Genomic DNA, 17,790 nt, shown 5'->3' with positions numbered 1-17,790 from the left:
AGGTTTGTCGAAAGGTTAAGGGAACAAAAAGAGATTTAACTGAAATTTTGTGTCAGGGCCAAATAAATTAAAGCCCCTGAAAAAGATACCAGAGGCTAATGAACACCAGCGTTATGCGCAACTCACGCGCTGTGCAGCGGAATCAATCAATAGCCTGTCCTCTGGCTGAATGATATCCAGCACTGCGCCCTGCTGACAGATAAAGGCAATACCGGCCTGCTGAGCAATGATTGCGGCATGTGACAGCGTGCTGCCCTCCCGCAGGCAAATGCCTTTTACCAGTTGCGCATCCAGATTAACGACCGCTGACGGAAAGATATCGTCTGCCACGATAATGGCGGGCACGTCTGGTGTCGGCAGCCTGATGTCGCGCCCTTTCAGATGACACAGAGTACGGTACAGTATGTCTTCGATATCAATAAACCGCGCCTGCAAATACGCATCATCCAGGTGCTGATATTGCTGGCTTAATTCCATTAGCACCTGATACCAGGCTGATTCAGCGCAACACGAGTCATTACGGATGACCTTACAGGCAGCGTCAAACAGGTCGGGATCGTCCAGCAACGTGTGATGGCCTGAGAAAATAGCCGCCACCGAAGCACCATATTTCTTCTCTGCCAGGGCAGCCAGCGCATTCAGGTCATTGAGCGTATCTACTATCGCCTGCTGCAGCCGCCGCTCTTCCTGCCCGACATCGCTGCAAGGGTGCCTGGCAGGCTGCGCCAGCGGCAGGGGATAAAACACCGCTTTACCCTGTACCTTCTCGACGGTGGACGCCGATGTTTTTAACGCCATCGACTCGGGATGTTCGCCAAAATCTTCCGCCGCAAGGGATTCAAATGCCGCCAAGGCACGCTCAGCATCGGGCCCACTCGCCGACAAGGTAACGGCGTCATGACAGCGAACCTGAAGCAGAGCAATCTGGTTGAGGCTGTCTGGCTTCACGCACTGCCCCTGTTTCTCTAACACCAGATCAGCGTTCATTCCCGCCAGTGCAGCGACCAGCCGCGAAGCAGGACGAACGTGCAGACCGTGGTGGTTCCTGATGGTGACTGTAACCGAACGCGCGTCAGAATCGGGCGCTTGCGCGGGCAGCGAAGCGGCGTGCGCGGGAGGCGTTATCCCTAACTGGGCCTGTTTCGCCGCCAGCGCATTCATGGCAACGTCAATGACTGTGTCGATGTCCGCCCCCGCCGCCGCGCTAACGGTGGCCGCCAGCGTGCCTTCCACCAACGGTGCTGCACACAGGCGCACTTTTTCAGCAATGACCGGATCGAGCAGATCAAGTGCCGTCTCAGCACTGAGCAGGGCACTTCCCATATCCATCATGACCAGCACATGATCGGTATCCGCGACAGCCTCAATCGCCTCCATCACTTTTATCGGATCCGTGCCGATGGGATGATCAGGATCGTCAATGCCGGCGGCGACCGCGATCCTGCAGTTATCGCCGGTTAACATTTGCCGGGCCAGCATTTCCACGCCCTCGCCTAACATTGCACTGTGTGACACGATCACCAGGTTTACCATTCCTCTCTCCTTACTCCCAGGCGGCGGCGGCCAGCATTTGCATCATGAACATGACCGAGGTTGCACCGGGATCCTGATGACCGATACTGCGCTCACCCAGATAGCTGGCGCGCCCTTTGCGGGCCTGCATGGTGATGGTTGACTGGGCGGCTGACTCCGCCTGTTGGCAGGCGGCATCAAGAGCGGCGATGAGTGAGACATTCTGCTCACTGGACTGACGCAGTGACGCTACGACCGCGAGCCAGACGTCGCACATGGTTTTATCGCCAGGCTCGGCTTTACCGCGGTTAATGACCCCTTCCGCCCCTTCGCGAATCATCTGATACAGCTCTTCCAGCGTCAGGCTCTGGTGCGCCTGGGTAACCTGAGCCGCACGAATAAAGAACGTACCAAACAGCGGCCCGCTGGCTCCGCCTACGTTTGAGAGCAGCGTCATACCGGTATTTTTAAGAATAAAGCCGATATCTTTATCTTCGACAGAAGGCAGCTTCTCGACAACTTTACTGAATCCCCGATGCATATTTAACCCGTGATCGGCATCGCCGATTTCACGATCCAGTCCGGTCAAAAAATCACTTTCACGGGTAAAAACTTCACCACAGCGGTAAAGCCAGCTCACAATTTGGGCGCGGGTCAGTGACATATCGATCTCCTTATTGGCCCCAGTTCAGGGCTGGTGTATGGACCGGCGCATCCCACAGCGCCAGGGAATCATCGTCCACGCTCAGCAACGTGATGGAAAAGCCCACCATATCCAGTGAAGTGCAGTAACTGCCTACCAGACTGCGCTCAAGGGTGATCCCCTGCTCTTCACAACGCTGCGCCAGGCGGTTGTACACGCCATATAATTCTGATAGCGGCGTCGCGCCCAGGTTATTGACCAGCGCAATGACTCTGTCGCCGCGTGTTAAAGCCTGCTTGGTGTGCTGCACTTCTTGCCAGCTACCGGTCTCGACATCCCAGTGACGCAGCGGGCGGCTGTAGGTGCCATTCTCCAGCAGGGTTTCAAACATCTCATCGACCGTGTTATCCAGTGAAGTAAAGGTGCGGCGATCGATACCCGGCTCGCCATGAATCCCGACACCAAACTCCATTTCATTGTCCTGAAGTTCAAACGAGCGCTTTCCTGCAGCGGGAACGGTACAGGCGCCCAGCGCGATGCCAATAGAGTGACCACAGTTATTCAGCTTACGTCCCAGCGCAGCGCAGGCTTCAAGAGAATCGCCCCGCTCTGCGGCAGCGCCAACCAGTTTTTCAATCAGCACGGTATTTGCCACGCCACGACGTCCAGCCGTATACAGGCTGTCTTTTACGGCGACATCATCATCCACGACTATCGTCGTGACCTTCACGCCGCTTTCGTGCAGCAGTTCGGTTGCCGTTTCAAAGTTGAGGATATCGCCGGTGTAGTTTTTAATGATCATCAGTACGCCCTCACCGCCGTCAATTTTCATGGCGCACTCAAACATTTTGTCTGGCGTGGGTGAGGTAAAGATTTCGCCGGGGCAGGCGCCAGACAGCATGCCATGACCAATAAAACCGCAGTGCATCGGCTCATGGCCGCTGCCGCCGCCCGAAAGTAGTGCAACCTTTCCCACTACAGGCGCATCGGCTCGCGTCATGCAGACGGGATCCTGATGAAGCGTCAGTTCAGGATGGGCTTTTGCCAATCCTGCCAGTTGTTCACTCAATACATCTTCCACACGGTTAATCAGCTTTTTCATTCTTTATGCTCCGTTGGATGCGGTTAGCTGTCACTCTGCCTGAGGCAAAGACAACCCGATTACGGGGGGAACGGTAACGGCGGCAGACCGCTCGTCGACGCACTGATTCTCATGGAGTCGACGAGAAAAAAAATGTCAGGATGAAGAGTTTCATAACGGAACATCGTGAGGTTTTTTATGTTCCATAATGAAACATATCACGCGTCTGTTGGGTAAAAATGAGAGGCAAAGCAAGTCATGACAGCGGAAGCGATAAATAAAGGCCGTTGAGCAGGCAGGTTTTTTAGCGGCAGACAGCATCGCGCGTCATGTAGTCAGGAAAATCGTCGCCACATTTTGCCGTTTTACACTGCTGGAGACGATCGCGATCGCAACATAGCTTTCAAACCTGGTTTATTGTTCCAGTATGAAACGTGCGGAGCGGTAAGGTGTTCCATATCAGAACGTTGGCCGCAAAACTTTTTCACCTCCATGTCGCGCGTAAAGTGAAACGCGACGTCGGCCATCATTCGGCTTTCACTGCAAGTCGAGCCAGAGAGATGCCAGCGTTCACTATGCGAACATGTTCTTACTTGAGGGTGAAAGGAATGCCAAAAATTATCCAGTCTCCAGCGAAATATATTCAGGGCCCCAATGCCGCCATGTCCTTCGGCCAGTACGCAAAGAACCTGGCCGATCGTTTTTTTGTGATTGCCGATGACTTTGTAATGAACATGGCGGGCGATAAGGTGTTGAGCGGCCTTGCTGAACATGACGTCACCTGTCATGCAGAACGTTTCAGCGGGGAATGTTGCCGGACTGAAATCAACCGGCTGATGACGTTAACAGAACAAAACGGCTGCCGCGGCGTCATCGGATTAGGGGGCGGTAAAACGCTGGATACGGCCAAGGCGATTGCGTGGTATCTCAAACTGCCAGTGGTGGTTATCCCCACCATCGCCTCCACCGACGCGCCCACCAGCGCATTGTCGGTTATTTACACCGAAACCGGTGAGTTTGCAGAGTATCTGATCTATCCCAAAAACCCCGATATGGTCGTGATGGATACTACGATCATTGCCAAAGCACCGGTACGTTTACTGGTCGCGGGAATGGGCGATGCCCTGTCCACCTGGTTTGAAGCCAAAGCCTGTTACGATTCTGGCGCAACCAGCATGGCAGGCGGCAAGTCGACGGCCGCAGCGTTAAGCCTGGCGCGGCTGTGCTATGAAACACTCCTGGCGGAAGGCGAAAAGGCTCGCTTTGCGGCTCAGGCAGGCGTGGTAACAGATGCGCTGGAACGTATCGTTGAGGCCAACACTTACCTCAGCGGGATTGGCTTTGAAAGCAGTGGTCTTGCCGCCGCGCATGCCATTCATAATGCGTTTACCGTACTGGAAGAGTGCCATCACCTTTATCACGGTGAAAAGGTCGCGTTTGGTACGTTATCCCAGTTAATTTTGCAGAACAGCCCGACAGAAGAGATCGAAACCGTGCTGGCGTTCTGCCAGAAAGTAGGATTGCCTGTCACCCTGGGGCAAATGGGCGTGAAACAGGATATCGAGAAAAAAATTCAGGCGGTTGCCGAGGCGGCCTGTGTGGAAGGCGAAACCATCCACAATATGCCGTTCCCGGTCACACCAGACAGCGTTTATGCGGCGATTATCACTGCCGATCTGCTAGGACAGCAGTGGCTGTCGCGTTAATCTGTCACAGGTAAACCGCTGGCCCGAGTCTCCGGGCAACGACTTCCCCCTGGCTGCGCGGCTGGGGGGATTCTTTATGGTCTTTCAGCGGAAATGGATATGACAGTGTTCGCGCCCGAGAGCGATAAACACGTTTCAGCGGTGATAGCTCAGTCATGGCACCGCTGCAGTAAATACATGCAGCGGGATAACTGGCAAGCACCGCATCAGGCACAGGGATTAACTTACGCGTCGATTTGCCGCCGCAAAACCGCCCTGCTCACCATAGGCCAGGCCACGCTTGAGGATGCGTGGGAATATATGGCGAACCGCCCTTGTGCGCTGTTTATTCTTGATGAATCCGCCTGTATCTTAAACCGTTGTGGCGATGCACAGACGCTGCTGGATCTTGAGAAATTAGGCCTGCAGGAGGGAAGTTACTGTGCGGAAAGTATCATCGGTACCTGCGCCCTGTCGCTGGCCGCGCTTGAAGGCCAGCCATTAAAAACCAGCCGGGAACAGCATTTCAAACGGGCTCTTCATCCCTGGTCTTTCTGCTCTACACCCATATTCGATAATCACGGTCGTTTATTTGGCTCCATCGCGTTGGCCTGTCTTTATCAGGATCAGGCGCCCTCCGATCTCTCGCTTACGCTTTCTGTTGCCCGGGAAATAGGCAATTCACTGTTAACAGACAATTTGTTAGCCGATTCCAACCGCCATCTGAACCAGCTTTATGGCCTGCTGGAGAGCATGGACGACGGCGTCATGGCGTGGAATGAGCAAGGCGTCCTGCAGTTCCTGAATGCTCAGGCAGCCCGACAGTTGCACCTTGATGCCTTAACCAGTCAGGGAAAGAATATCGCTGACCTGATCACGCTGCCGGCTCTGCTGCGCCGGGCGATTAAGCAGGTACAGGGATTAAAACATGTGGAAGTCACCTTCGAGAGCCAGCATCAGTTTGTTGATGCGGTGATTACCCTGAAACCCATTGTTGAAGTTCAGGGCAACAGCTTTATTTTACTGCTCCATCCGGTTGAGCAGGTCCGTCAACTCATGACCAGCCAACTGGGTAAAGTCAGTCACACCTTTGAACAAATGCCAGAAGAGGATGCCGACACGCGTCGTTTAATACATTTTGGTCGTCAGGCAGCCAAAGGCAGCTTTCCTGTCTTACTGTGCGGGGAAGAAGGGGTAGGTAAAGAGTTGCTTAGTCAGGCAATTCATAATGAAAGTGACCGGGCAAGCGGCCCTTACATTGCGGTTAACTGTCAGCTTTATGCCGACAATACACAGGGAGAGGATTTTACAGGCAGTGCACCCGGCGAGGATAGAGATGGCCGTTTAAGCCGTCTGGAACTGGCCAGCGGCGGCACGTTGTTTCTGGAAAAGATTGAATATCTGACACCCGGACAGCAATCTGTCCTGCTTCAGGTCATCAAGCAAGGCGTGCTGACTCGCCTTGATGCGCGGCGGCTGATCCCCGTTGATATTAAAGTGATTGCCACGACTACCGTTAATCTGGCCCATCTTGTGGAACAGAATCGTTTTAGCCGTCAGCTTTATTACGCATTACATTCCTTTGAGATTGCCATTCCGCCCTTGCGCGCGCGGCGTAACAGCATTCCCTATTTAATTAATCACCGCCTACGCAGGCTGGAAAAACGTTTTTCCTCGCGCTTTAAAGTTGATGACGAGGTGATGACGCAATTAATGGGTTATGGCTGGCCCGGTAATGACTTTGAATTAAACAGCGTGATTGAAAATATTGCTATCAGTAGTGAACATGGCCATATCCGATGGAATAACCTACCAGAATCGCTTTTATCTGAGCAACCTGACAATGCCGCAAACGCCTCTCTGCTGCCGGATAATCTGTCATTTAGCGCGATTGAAAAAGAAGCGATCCTCCAGGCTGCCCGCATGACTCAGGGCAAAGTTCAGGCGATGTCTGATCTGCTACACATCGGCCGCACCACGTTGTGGCGAAAAATAAAACGATACGCGATTGATGTAAGGCAGTTTAAACCCAAATAACGGTGTTCACTGCCTGTATTATGGGTTCAGCCAGACGCTGAGTGCTGTTCTGGCTGTCATTCCCTTTCTACATCACGATACTCGGCACGATGATCGCAAGGAATATCAGTACAATCGAGGAGTGCTTAACCCAGTAATAGACTGTCCTGTTCCGTTTTTTTAAATTCTGTCCGGCATCGCGAATCGCATTGACGTATTTAAAAATGCGGTTGATGAAACCCGTTTTGTCATTTTCGTCATTGGGTGAGGCTGCTGCCGACATCAGGGTACTGCCTACCCAGTGATTAATGGCCTGTGCCCAGCGCCACTTCATAGGACGCTCAATATCGCAGAATAAAATGATACGCGTTTGCTCACTTTCATTCTGTGCCCAGTGCACGTAGGTTTCGTCAAAAATAACCGCCTGCCCGTCGCGCCAGCTGTGACGTTGTCGATCCACCTCAATAAAGCAGCGGTCATCGTTGGGCGTCACAAGGCCGAGGTGATAGCGAACCGATCCTGCATAGGGATCGCGGTGTTTACCTAAATGACTGCCCGCCGGCAGCTCTGCAAACATCGCCGCTTTCACTGAGGGGATTTTACTGACCAGAGCCGTGGTAACCGGACAGAGCTGCTGGGCAGACGGATGTGCGTCGCTATACCATTTAAGGTAAAACCGTTTCCAGCCACGCTTAAAAAAGGTATTAAACCCTGCATCATTATGGCTTTTGGCCGCTTTGATATGATCCTGAAGACGTATCGCCTCTTCGCGAATGACCTGCCAGTTATCGGTCAACTCGCGAAGCTCTGGAAATTCCTCTGCCGGAAAATAGGGCTGTTTCGCTGGCAATCTTGAAAAGCCTGTCATGAACATATTAACAGGTGCCATAAATGTCGAGTGATCAAACAACTGACGCGAGAACTTTTGTTTTTCTACACCGCGCGAGTGTGCATAGATTACGCTAATAATAAAAATACCAATAATGATGGCAGCCACCATACAACGTGTTCCTTATGTTGCAAGAATGGATGGTTTCTTGCGGAGATTTAATGGAAGAATAATTTGTAGTATTAAATTGCAAAATTTTTTGTCAAGTAGTGCGCTTTCAGGTGTTACTCCCGCAACCTGATTTGACGTCGTTTAACAATCGTTTAAATAACAAAGACTGGCATCAATGCGTTGCACGAATATATCCGGCAGGCATTCAGATCCCGATAAAACCAAAGAGCGGCGGAAGAGACAGGTACTGCGCTTAAAGCAAAAAAAAGCGAGGCCGAAGCCTCGCGTAGGATTGCCAACGTTAATCGTAATAAGGGACTTTACGATCGGTACCGTTAATATTGATGAGCACAAAACCCGTCGGCGTTGTTTTATTGGTCGGCGACCCCGCCGCCGTGGCGAGGGTTACCACGCCTTTTTCATTGGCGCCCACGCCCGCGACGCCATTATGTAACCCAAAGCGTGCGGCAGGCTTAAGCGTGCCCACTTTCGATACGTCATCCACCAGGGACAGGTCACTCTGAAACAGGGAACAGGAACCCGTATCAAAGCGCGTCGGACCGGTGGTTTTCAGGTTAAACATGGTTTCACCACTGTTGGCTCGCAGCTTAACCCAGATACCGGCATAGGTGGTTCCCACACGGTTATAGCGAATGTCCATCACCGCAGGCTGCCCCATATGGCAGGCATCTGCCCAGACCGTATCCAGCCGCTGCAGGTTGATCCAGGTCTTGCCCGTGCCGGGCATATTGACGGGCGAGCCTGCCGTACCTGAAGGCGTGGTGTTATCCGCTTTACCGATCAACTCAATGACCCACTGTTGATTGGGCGCCGGGAAAAATACCTGCCCAAGACGATACCAGTTATCCGTCTCCGTATTGTTCACCAACTTATAGCCACTAAAGTACCCGGCCCGCAGCGAACCGCTCATGAAAGTGCCGAAGTTCTCGTCACGTCGATAGCCATACTCGAAGGTAGAAAGCCACTTGCCTGCCACAAGGTCCTGGCTGAGCTTTGAACCTGACTGCAGGTTAATATGACGCATTACCACGCGGGCGTTGTTCAGTATTAATGGCGTACTGCAGTTCTCGACGTTGAGCGTATCGATGGTCCAGCCGCCATCAGACAGATCGCCGGGATTGCGCGTATGTTCAATCCAGACGTTACGCATAATCGCCTGCGTCATACGCGGCATATACAGCGTGGCATCACCATAGCCCGTCTGGAAATTCGCATTGCATAACTCAACGGCCGTAGAGTGATCCCAGACGCCTTTGGGGGAACCTGACCAGCCGATATCGAAAACGCGCGAGTAGGTGGTATTGGTATAGATTTGCTCAAACTTACTGTCGAGCGTGTCCTGCAGCTTAAAGATGGTTCCACCGCTGCGCTGCCCGCGAAAGCAGCTGATATTAACGATTTGCCCTGCCATACAACTGTTTTCAAAAAACGGCTGAACATTGCTGCACATTTCAGGGGTAATGGTGGCCGTGTTGGTGACGGTATCCGCCGTGGCCTGTCCGTCCCAGGTAATCCCTCGAATGGTGGTGCGCCGTGCCTGAACTTTGAACAGGGTATTGGCACTTTTATCTGACACGATGGTGGTGCCGGGCAGAGAACCCAGCGCCAGATCGTCCCCGGCCAGGCCAAAGAACGGGATTTCTGCATTGCTCAGATCCATGGGCATAATCAGAAAACGCCCGCCCGGGAAACGTACCGGCAATCCCTTCATATTCTGGCTGTAAGTTTGTGACCAGCCGAGAATACGTTTAAACGCATCGGTGTCATCCGTGACGCCATCGCCCTTGGCCCCAAAATGCAGGATGTTCACTTCTCGCGGATCGTTGATTGAACGCTTCCAGTAGAAGCCGTTTCCTATGGCTACCGTACCGCCATCATCTTTTAAAATCGTGGTGCCGGTAAACCCCACAAAATCGCCGCCGCCACGAAAGCTGGAATCTTTATCGTAGTAGCGTTTCAGTACGGCAATTTCACCTGGTTTTGACGGCATGGTCGTACGAAGCTCAGCAAATGAGTTAACTTCAATCATGATATCCTCCTCAGGATAATAGGCTGTAAATCAGAAGGTTAAAGAATCTTCGGCAGCGGAATGACCACACAGGACATCCCATAAATCGTTATGGCTGTTAATGGCGCGCACGGTGCGAATGTCGGCCTTATTGGCGTCATCGCCATGGGTATAAATCGGGGAAAAGAGGATGCAGGCTGAATCGCGATAAATGATGGGCTCAGGGTTGGTGATATTTGGACTGCTGCAGCTTGTCGCGAGCAGCAGCGTCATCAAGATTAAGGTTATCAGTCGCCACACGCTTCGCCTCCTCACTATTGCGTTGCTGTTGATGAGTAACATTCGCCATGCGATTTGCCTCTTGCCTGGCGCTGTCGGCTTCCGACCGGGCTTGCTGTTGCACCTTGCCGATTTTCTTACCTCCGACGTAGCTGGCAACGACGGCGATGATCAGTGCACCCATCGCCGCCAGCCCGTGCCAGCCGCTGGTAAACAGAGAAAAAAACGTCATGATGCCTCCTCTTTGCTCTGGCGCTTTTCATTCAGCAGGTTTTTCTGGCGAACAAATTGCGCAATGACGCCCATCGCCACCATAAAGGCGCCAATGAGACCAAGGTAATTGTGGGGAAGGATGCTCTTCACATCGTCAGGCAGCGTTTGCCACGCACTGAGAGCAGACGATGGAAATGACTGAACCCAGGCGCTGAGCATTGACCCCAGCGAAGCCAGCCATACAGACCAGGTTTTAAATAACAATTTGGCGTGAGAAACGAACTGCAACGTGGTGAAACGCTGCATCAGCAGCAAAATAATGATGACGGTCAGCACGGCAATGATGAAAAATAACCATCTCATAGCAGCCCCCGGTAGATGTCATAGTTACCGCTACGCATGACTTCAGCATGACGCCTGACGCGCCCGGGGGTTTGCCGGGCCCAGAGACTGTTGAGCATGGCATCGCCCGCCTCCGTAAAATGCTCGCGCGTGATGGCACTGAGCATATTTTTAAACTGCAAAACTCCGTCAACGCCCAGTTGGTATGCCATGCTCATCAACACATCGGTTCGTGCGTCATTGCACTTTGCCAGCGCCTGCTTCAGGGGAGCGCGACTTTGCATATCCGTGATTTTGTTTTCCAGAATGCACTGTTTCCACACATCGCCCACCCGACGCGGCACCCGCAGCACATAGTTACTTAATGACGCCCCTTTTGGTCCGATACGAATCCCTCCGGCAACCGTAGGAAACCCCAGTGAATCGAGATAGGGCATTTCGGCGTAACCTTCTTCGAAATTCAGTATTGCAATAATCTGGCTCATAGAAACTCCTCAGTGATGATGCAGGCAGCCCATCCACCATGAAAAAACATAAAGCAAACTGATTAGTGCCAGCGATAAACGCAGCGGCAGAACGGTTAAAAATGCAGCAGCACTAACGTTTTGCCTAAAAATCAGGCACAGGAAGGGAGGATGGCGCGGCCTGCTACAGGCAGTGGATCGGTGACGGTCGTCGCGTTCAGCGAACCGCGTAAAGGTGAACATGGGGCAGACAGCAGTTATCAAAACCTGAAATCTCTTTGCTTCTCCGCTGTGGCGCGCTTACCGCGCGGTCAACCACAGAAGTAACCTGCCGCTGACAAATTTGTTCAGCGCGTCGCAAAGGTCGGGGTTCGGGTGGGTAGTTAAGCGCATCGTCGATGCTTTGTTTGAGACGGTTGAGAGGTTGACGCCGCTGATGACGGCGGGTACGTGCGTTGCCGATGAAAACGCTTTTGCCATAGTGAATTATCGCCATAACTCCTCCTGTGAATGAGTCTTTGGCGATAGGGTGGCTGGCGAGTGTTTTGGGTCTGAAGAACAGGCTCGAATGTCGCTGAATGCTGTTCGCAGGCGCACCTCCCGGCTGATTAATCAGTCAGGTGGAAGGGTCAGCAAAAGGGAACAGGCGGCATCTGACGACGCTGCATTAGGCGCATCCACCCCATCCCAAAGCTCATTAGCTTTTGGGGGGGGTGATTCGCGCTTGTGCAGCGCCTCAATTGTTTAAGAGCGTTTCATCCATGAGGTAACACGTTGTTTCATCCATGTTCAAATTATTAACAGGTTCTTATGCTTTATCAAATACCACCAGTTAATTTATTTTTAACTGTAAGTTAACTTTTTGAATTTAGGCCGATTATTTTTTTGCAGAGTATGCGGGCGGGCCTGCTGGATGGCCTATCCCAGAATATGATACTGCCGGGCCTGACTCATAATGACTTTAGCCAGTACGTTTAAACTCTCGACATCGTCTCTGTCGAGATACCAGGTTTCGTAACGTTTGTTGTCCGATATGACGGCAATTCTTTTGTGTTGCAGCTGCAGACGCTTGAGATACAGCTGCTCATCCAACGTAAAAATGTAGATACCGTCTCCGTCAAAATTCTGAACGCTTATGTCAACAAACAGCTGATCGCGCGGGCCAAAGGTATCGGACATGGCATCGCTGTTTATGGCAATGAGCCGGATATGGTCGGCAGGACGGCCGCTGAACAGAACCCGGGCCTCATCCTGATCGTATTCAATGGCCTGAATGATTTCGACAAAATCATCGCCTACCGCTGACTTTTGTCCTAAATCAAAACTGTTCACGCGAAAGGTGTTTTTTGGGCCGGGAAATGCGTGAAGGGGATAGGATTCCGGAGGCTGATCCATACCGTGTTGCAGCCACTCAACCCTGACGCCCAGTAACTGGCTGAGCGCGAGTAAATTGCCATTATCGGGTACGGACTGCGCGTTGAACCATTTCCACACGCCCGGTGCTGAAATCTTGCAACCCTGGCGTTGTAACGCACAGGCGACCTGTTTATTGCGTCCGTGTCCAGTAATGCCCGCACTTTCGCAGGCTGCAATCAGCCTGGCGGTGAAAGCTTGTCTGGTACTTTCTTTTTTAACCATTAGTTAATAATTGACCGTGAAAGAGGCGCTGAATGTTCTTTTCATTTTTGCTACCAGTTCATTTTATATTACCGTCAGTTTACTACCTAACAGCATGACTTAGCATTTCTGATTATTTGTCACCCTATCACCGCACAGCGAACCACAAAATGCGTCGGCAAGCCGCGTGCAGTCTCACTTTTCAGTCATTCTTTGTAAAAAAAGCCAGGCTACTGAATCGTCCTGGTCGATCAATATCATTCTGACGGCTTAAAAACGCATCAAAAAACGCAAGACTCTACCATTGAGTGGCGCGGAAAAAGCAGCATAAAAAAAACGGGAGCCTGAACAGGCCCCCGTTTTATTTTAAAAAATGCAGTTATGCACGCAGGGTGTCATCACCCCAGGCAATCCATTTATAGGTGGTCAGCGCTTCAAGCCCCATAGGGCCGCGGGCGTGCAGTTTTTGCGTACTGACGGCAACTTCTGCGCCCAGACCGAACTGTGCGCCGTCGGTAAAACGTGTACTGGCGTTGACGTACACCGCAGAAGAGTCCACCTGCTTCACAAAGCGGGCCGCATTCTTGGTGCTACGCGTCAGGATAGCGTCGGAATGTTGAGTGCCATGCATGCGGATATGCGCAATCGCCTCATCCATATCAGCGACCAGTTTGACGTTCAGATCGAGCGACAGCCACTCATCGTCATAGTCGCCCGCTTTCACGGCCGTTACGCTGGCAGGCCCCTGTTGCAGCCGCGTCAGAACATTGGCATCAGCATGTAAGGGGATATTTTCTTCGGCCATGCGCGCAGTAAAAGCCGGTAGAAAACGATCGGCAATCGCGGCGTCAATCAACAGCGTTTCCAGCGAATTACAGGCGCTCGGACGCTGTTTTTTGGCATTGACGATGATGTCCAGTGCAGGGGCAACGTCCATGGTGTCATCGATATAAATATGGCAAACCCCGATTCCACCGGTGATCACCGGGATAGTAGAATTTTCCCGGCAGAGCTTATGCAGGCCCGCCCCACCACGCGGGATCAGCATATCCACATACCGATCCAGTTTGAGTAGCTGATTGACTAACTCACGATCCGGATTTTCGATAGCCTGAATCGCCGCCGCCGGTAAACCGTGCTGCTGAAGGGCAGTCTGAATCACCCGCACCGTCGCTGCATTGGTGCGCCACGTTTCTTTCCCGCCGCGCAGAATCGCGGCGTTGCCGGTTTTCAGGCACAGGCTGGCGACGTCCACGGTAACGTTTGGACGCGCTTCATAAATAACCCCCACCACGCCAAGCGGTACGCGACGGCGCTCAATGCGCAGCCCACTGTCCAGCTGGCCGCCATCGATCACCTGCCCGACCGGATCGGCTAACTGGCAGACCTGGCGGACATCGTTGGCAATCGCGCTGAGGCGCGCCGGCGTTAAGGTCAGACGATCGAGCAAAGCGGCGCTCATACCGTTCTGTCGCGCCTCGGCCAGATCCTGCTCATTCGCCGTTAAAATAATCTCACTTTCTGCTTCAAGTCGGTCAGCAATCGTGAGCAAAACCTGATTTTTTTCGACTGCGGACAGGTCCGCCATCGCCCAGGCTGCGGCACGCGCCGCCTTTCCCATTTCTTCAAGCATATCTGTTCCTTAGCTGACGATCATATCGTCACGATGTACCGCAACCGGCCCGTACTCATAGCCCAGAATTTCGCTTATCTGTTGACTATGATGCCCTGCGATCATGCGCATCGCGTCGCTGTTATAGCGCGAAACACCGTGGGCGATATCGCGCCCCTGCAGGCTGCGGATACGGATGACTTCTCCACGGGAGAAATTGCCCTGAATCTCACGGATACCTTTTGGCAGCAGTGAGCTGCCGCGCTCGATAATGGCGGCAAGCGCGCCGTCGTCCACGGTAATTTCGCCTGCTGGCGGGGCACCAAAAATCCAGCGTTTGCGGTTTTCAAGCGGCGTTTGCTGCGCATGAAACAGGGTGCCCACCGGCTTGCCCGCAATGACATCGCTAATGACGCCGCTGCGGCTGCCTGCAGCAATAATCACATCGATACCGGCGCGGCAGGCAACGTCTGCGGCCTGCAGTTTGGTCGACATTCCGCCCGTTCCCAGTCCGGACACGCTGCCGCCCGCTAAGGCGCGCAACGCATCATCGATAATATGCACATCGCTGATTAATTCCGCCTCTGGATTATTACGTGGATCGGCAGTAAACAGCCCCGGCTGGTCGGTCAGTAAGAGCAGCTTGTCTGCCCCACCCAGCATGGCTGCCAGCGCAGACAGGTTGTCATTGTCACCCACTTTGATTTCAGCGGTGGCAACCGCGTCATTTTCATTGATGACGGGCACGATGTGGTTATCCAGCAAGGCACGCAAAGTATCGCGCGCATTAAGAAAGCGTTCACGATCCTCCATATCGGCGCGAGTCAGTAACATCTGACCAATATGAATGCCGTAGATGGAAAACAGCTGTTCCCACAGTTGAATAAGACGACTTTGCCCCACCGCAGCTAACAGCTGCTTTGAGGCGATGGTAGGCGGCAGTTCGGGGTACCCCAGATGCTCACGACCGGCCGCCATCGCGCCGGAGGTCACAATCACAATACGATGGCCGGCGGCGTGCTGTTGCGCGCACTGACGCACTAATTCCACCATGTGCGCTCTGTTTAACCGACGCGATCCGCCGGTAAGAACGCTGGTACCCAATTTGACCACAAGGGTCTGACTGCCACTCATGTTGTCCTGCCGTAAAAAATTTCTGTGAACCGACTTTTTAACAGGTGCAGTGAGGGAAGCCAACAGCCAGTAAGGGAAAAACTGCAAATTTCGCAGAGCGTCAATTAGACCAAAAGTTCCCTGTTAACAACAAAACATCAAAATTGTCATAAAAAGTTCATCGTTGATCGGTAAAAAGTCCGTGTTTTACAAACTTTTTCATTGATGCCTCAAAAGTTTTCTTGTTGTAACAAGGCGGCAACTGAATGCCCCCCGGCCTGTTCACTGAGCAGCCGGAGAATAAAGGCAGCCATGCCTGTAACAGGAAGACGTTGAGGACAAAAAATTTTTACTCATTGGGATTGATAGCAAATGAAGAAAAGTACACTGGCAATCGTGGTATCTGCTCTGGCCCTGACCTCTGCTGCGCAGGCCGCTGAAGTTTATAACAAAGATGGTAACAAGCTGGATTTCTACGGCAAGGTTAAAGCCGAGCATTACTTCAGCGACAATGCCGGTGCTAACGGCGATAAATCTTATGTGCGTATTGGTTTTAAAGGCCAGACGCAGATTAACGATATGATGACCGGCTACGGCCAGTGGGAATATCAGTACAACGCCAACAACTCAGAAGGCTCCGATGCCAACAACGGCAACAAAACCCGTCTGGGCTTTGCCGGTCTGAAATTCTCTCAGTACGGTTCATTTGACTACGGCCGCAACTACGGCGTGCTGTATGACGTTGAGTCTCTGACTGACGTCTTCCCGGAATTTGGTGGTGACGGCACGGCACGTACCGACAACTTTATGGCACAGCGCGCCACTGGCGTAGCCACCTACCGCAACACCAACTTCTTTGGTCTGGTGGACGGTCTGAAGTTTGCTCTTCAGTATCAGGGTAAAAATGATGACAAGAGCGCGAACACACGTGGCTTAGGAACGAATAATGCCATCGATACAAGTCGTCAGAATGGCGACGGCTATGGCGCATCACTGGGTTATACCATTGCTGATTCAGGCGTGAGCGTGCTCGGTGCGATTACCTCTTCTGACCGTACCAATGCCCAACAGGCAGGCGCATATGGTCACGGCGATAAAGCCACCTCGTGGGGCACCGGTCTGAAATATGACGCCAACAGTGTTTACCTGGCAGCGATTTACACCGAAACGCGCAATATGACGCCAATCAGTGGAACCAACCGCGTCGCGGGCGGCTCCGTTTCAGGCTCTGCCAACAAAGCAGAAAACCTGGAACTGGTTGCGCAGTATCAGTTTGACTTCGGCCTGCGTCCATCCATTGGCTACGTGCAGACCAAAGGCAAAGATATCGAAAACGGTATCGGCAACGAAGACCTGGTTAAATATATCGACGTGGGCGCGACCTACTACTTCAACAAAAACATGTCGACCTTTGTTGATTACAAAATTAACCAACTGGATAAAGACAACAAGCTGGCGCTTAACAACGATGACGTTGTTGCTGTCGGCCTGACCTACCAGTTCTGATGAATCTGAGTCTTGCCTGGCGAGAGGGACTGTCGAGGGAATGACGGCCCGCGCTATGGAGAGGCTTAGTGCTTTACCCTCAATGTGAATGTGTCTGCTAAAAGGGCGAGTTGCAAAACTCGCCCTTTCCTTTTCCTGTCGCCCCATGACTCTGTCTGCCTGCAGATACTCTGGCTGCCTGAGGCGGGTACAAAAAAGGCCCTCGCAGGGGCCTGATGTCAGGCGCTGAGTTTTACCGGTTTTTCATCAAAATCACTGGCAGGCACCAGATCCAGTTCAAACTCTTTCAGCATCTCTTTTAGACGGCCGTGGAAATTACGTAACGTTTCTTCCACGCGGGCGTTGTTATCTTTGCCCTTGATCGTAGCGACAGACCAGTCGCCTTCTTTGTCAAACAGACCAATGTGATAAACGTAGGTAAAGTGATCGGCGTGCGCTTCCAACTCCATCCACCAGCCCCAGAACTCACGCAGTTCGGGCGCAGGTTTTACATTCACGCAGGCAGCCAGGCAGTCGAAGAAAAAACGGTTTTCACTACACTTTCCATCACGGATGTAAGGTCCCAGTTCCGTGAAGCGTTTAAGCAGGCGACTGCGGGGATGGCCACTCGGTAACGTCATGCTAATTCTCCATAAGGACAGGCTTTATATTCCGAACCGTAGCAGCCATGCTGCTCTG

The 17,790-nt window shown here is 52.5% G+C and carries 16 protein-coding genes; 3 read left to right on the top strand and 13 right to left on the bottom strand.

The annotated features are described in order from the left end of the window. Positions 1-111 precede the first annotated feature (111 nt). Genes dhaM through dhaK form a run of 3 tightly spaced genes read right to left on the bottom strand, consistent with a single transcriptional unit; the run spans position 112 to position 3,257 of the window. Positions 112-1,533 (bottom strand): dihydroxyacetone kinase phosphoryl donor subunit DhaM, encoded by a 1,422-nt coding sequence (dhaM, locus tag DFO57_RS16250; protein WP_029568472.1) that lies wholly within the window; start codon positions 1,531-1,533, stop codon positions 112-114. Between the two features lie 10 nt (positions 1,534-1,543). Beyond that, the gene (dhaL, locus tag DFO57_RS16245; protein ID WP_014606490.1) at positions 1,544-2,176 is read right to left on the bottom strand and encodes a dihydroxyacetone kinase subunit DhaL; all 633 of its coding nucleotides are present in this window, start codon (positions 2,174-2,176) and stop codon (positions 1,544-1,546) included. 10 nt (positions 2,177-2,186) lie between these two features. After that, positions 2,187-3,257 (bottom strand): dihydroxyacetone kinase subunit DhaK, encoded by a 1,071-nt coding sequence (gene dhaK / locus DFO57_RS16240; RefSeq protein WP_014593024.1) that lies wholly within the window; start codon positions 3,255-3,257, stop codon positions 2,187-2,189. Between the two features lie 587 nt (positions 3,258-3,844). Here dhaK and DFO57_RS16235 point away from each other — a divergent pair. Together DFO57_RS16235 and dhaR are read left to right on the top strand one after the other, a co-directional pair. Then, the gene (locus DFO57_RS16235; protein WP_088900373.1) at positions 3,845-4,942 is read left to right on the top strand and encodes a glycerol dehydrogenase; all 1,098 of its coding nucleotides are present in this window, start codon (positions 3,845-3,847) and stop codon (positions 4,940-4,942) included. A 99-nt stretch (positions 4,943-5,041) separates the two neighbouring features. Beyond that, on the top strand, positions 5,042-6,958 hold the full coding sequence (gene dhaR / locus DFO57_RS16230) for a dihydroxyacetone kinase operon transcriptional regulator DhaR (RefSeq protein WP_041456004.1): 1,917 nt from the start codon (positions 5,042-5,044) through the stop codon (positions 6,956-6,958). A gap of 67 nt (positions 6,959-7,025) precedes the next feature. Here the strand turns inward: dhaR and lpxO are convergent, their stop codons facing one another. The 9 genes from lpxO to proB all read right to left on the bottom strand — a co-directional run bounded on the left by lpxO (position 7,026) and on the right by proB (position 15,627). Then, entirely contained in the window at positions 7,026-7,937 is a 912-nt protein-coding gene (gene lpxO / locus DFO57_RS16225; protein WP_014593021.1) for a lipid A hydroxylase LpxO, read from the bottom strand. A 301-nt stretch (positions 7,938-8,238) separates the two neighbouring features. Continuing rightward, positions 8,239-9,987, bottom strand: a complete 1,749-nt coding sequence (locus DFO57_RS16220) for a glycosyl hydrolase family 28-related protein (protein WP_110015526.1) — start codon at positions 9,985-9,987, stop codon at positions 8,239-8,241. 199 nt (positions 9,988-10,186) lie between these two features. After that, positions 10,187-10,477: a hypothetical protein gene (locus DFO57_RS16215; protein WP_013024790.1), complete on the bottom strand. Its 291-nt coding sequence runs from the start codon at positions 10,475-10,477 to the stop codon at positions 10,187-10,189. Beyond that, positions 10,474-10,821 carry a hypothetical protein gene (locus tag DFO57_RS16210; RefSeq protein WP_013024789.1) on the bottom strand — a complete coding sequence of 116 codons (348 nt, stop codon included), beginning with the start codon at positions 10,819-10,821 and terminating at the stop codon, positions 10,474-10,476. Before DFO57_RS16210 ends, DFO57_RS16215 begins: the two co-directional genes overlap by 4 nt. Next, positions 10,818-11,285 carry a hypothetical protein gene (locus DFO57_RS16205; RefSeq protein ID WP_013024788.1) on the bottom strand — a complete coding sequence of 156 codons (468 nt, stop codon included), beginning with the start codon at positions 11,283-11,285 and terminating at the stop codon, positions 10,818-10,820. The genes DFO57_RS16210 and DFO57_RS16205 overlap by 4 nt, the downstream gene beginning before the upstream one ends. Before the next feature lie 196 nt (positions 11,286-11,481). After that, positions 11,482-11,760 carry a hypothetical protein gene (locus DFO57_RS16200; RefSeq protein WP_013024787.1) on the bottom strand — a complete coding sequence of 93 codons (279 nt, stop codon included), beginning with the start codon at positions 11,758-11,760 and terminating at the stop codon, positions 11,482-11,484. 422 nt (positions 11,761-12,182) lie between these two features. Beyond that, the gene (locus tag DFO57_RS16195) at positions 12,183-12,902 is read right to left on the bottom strand and encodes a LexA family transcriptional regulator (RefSeq protein ID WP_029569687.1); all 720 of its coding nucleotides are present in this window, start codon (positions 12,900-12,902) and stop codon (positions 12,183-12,185) included. Positions 12,903-13,260: 358 nt separating this feature from the next. Then, positions 13,261-14,514 (bottom strand): glutamate-5-semialdehyde dehydrogenase, encoded by a 1,254-nt coding sequence (gene proA / locus DFO57_RS16190; RefSeq protein ID WP_064373280.1) that lies wholly within the window; start codon positions 14,512-14,514, stop codon positions 13,261-13,263. A 9-nt stretch (positions 14,515-14,523) separates the two neighbouring features. After that, positions 14,524-15,627, bottom strand: a complete 1,104-nt coding sequence (gene proB, locus DFO57_RS16185) for a glutamate 5-kinase (protein ID WP_014593015.1) — start codon at positions 15,625-15,627, stop codon at positions 14,524-14,526. Between the two features lie 351 nt (positions 15,628-15,978). Here proB and ompC point away from each other — a divergent pair, with 351 nt between their 5' ends. Then, positions 15,979-17,112: a porin OmpC gene (gene ompC / locus DFO57_RS16180; protein WP_014606495.1), complete on the top strand. Its 1,134-nt coding sequence runs from the start codon at positions 15,979-15,981 to the stop codon at positions 17,110-17,112. 218 nt (positions 17,113-17,330) lie between these two features. Here the strand turns inward: ompC and crl are convergent, their stop codons facing one another. Beyond that, the gene (gene crl, locus DFO57_RS16175; protein WP_015700889.1) at positions 17,331-17,732 is read right to left on the bottom strand and encodes a sigma factor-binding protein Crl; all 402 of its coding nucleotides are present in this window, start codon (positions 17,730-17,732) and stop codon (positions 17,331-17,333) included. Positions 17,733-17,790 lie beyond the last annotated feature (58 nt).

The sequence above is a fragment of the Pantoea sp. AG702 genome (assembly GCF_003182295.1).
GTDB classification, from domain to species: domain Bacteria; phylum Pseudomonadota; class Gammaproteobacteria; order Enterobacterales; family Enterobacteriaceae; genus Pantoea; species Pantoea ananatis.
The sequence above is the reverse complement of the archived record's forward strand: the minus strand, read 5'-3'. Positions and strand labels throughout refer to the sequence as shown.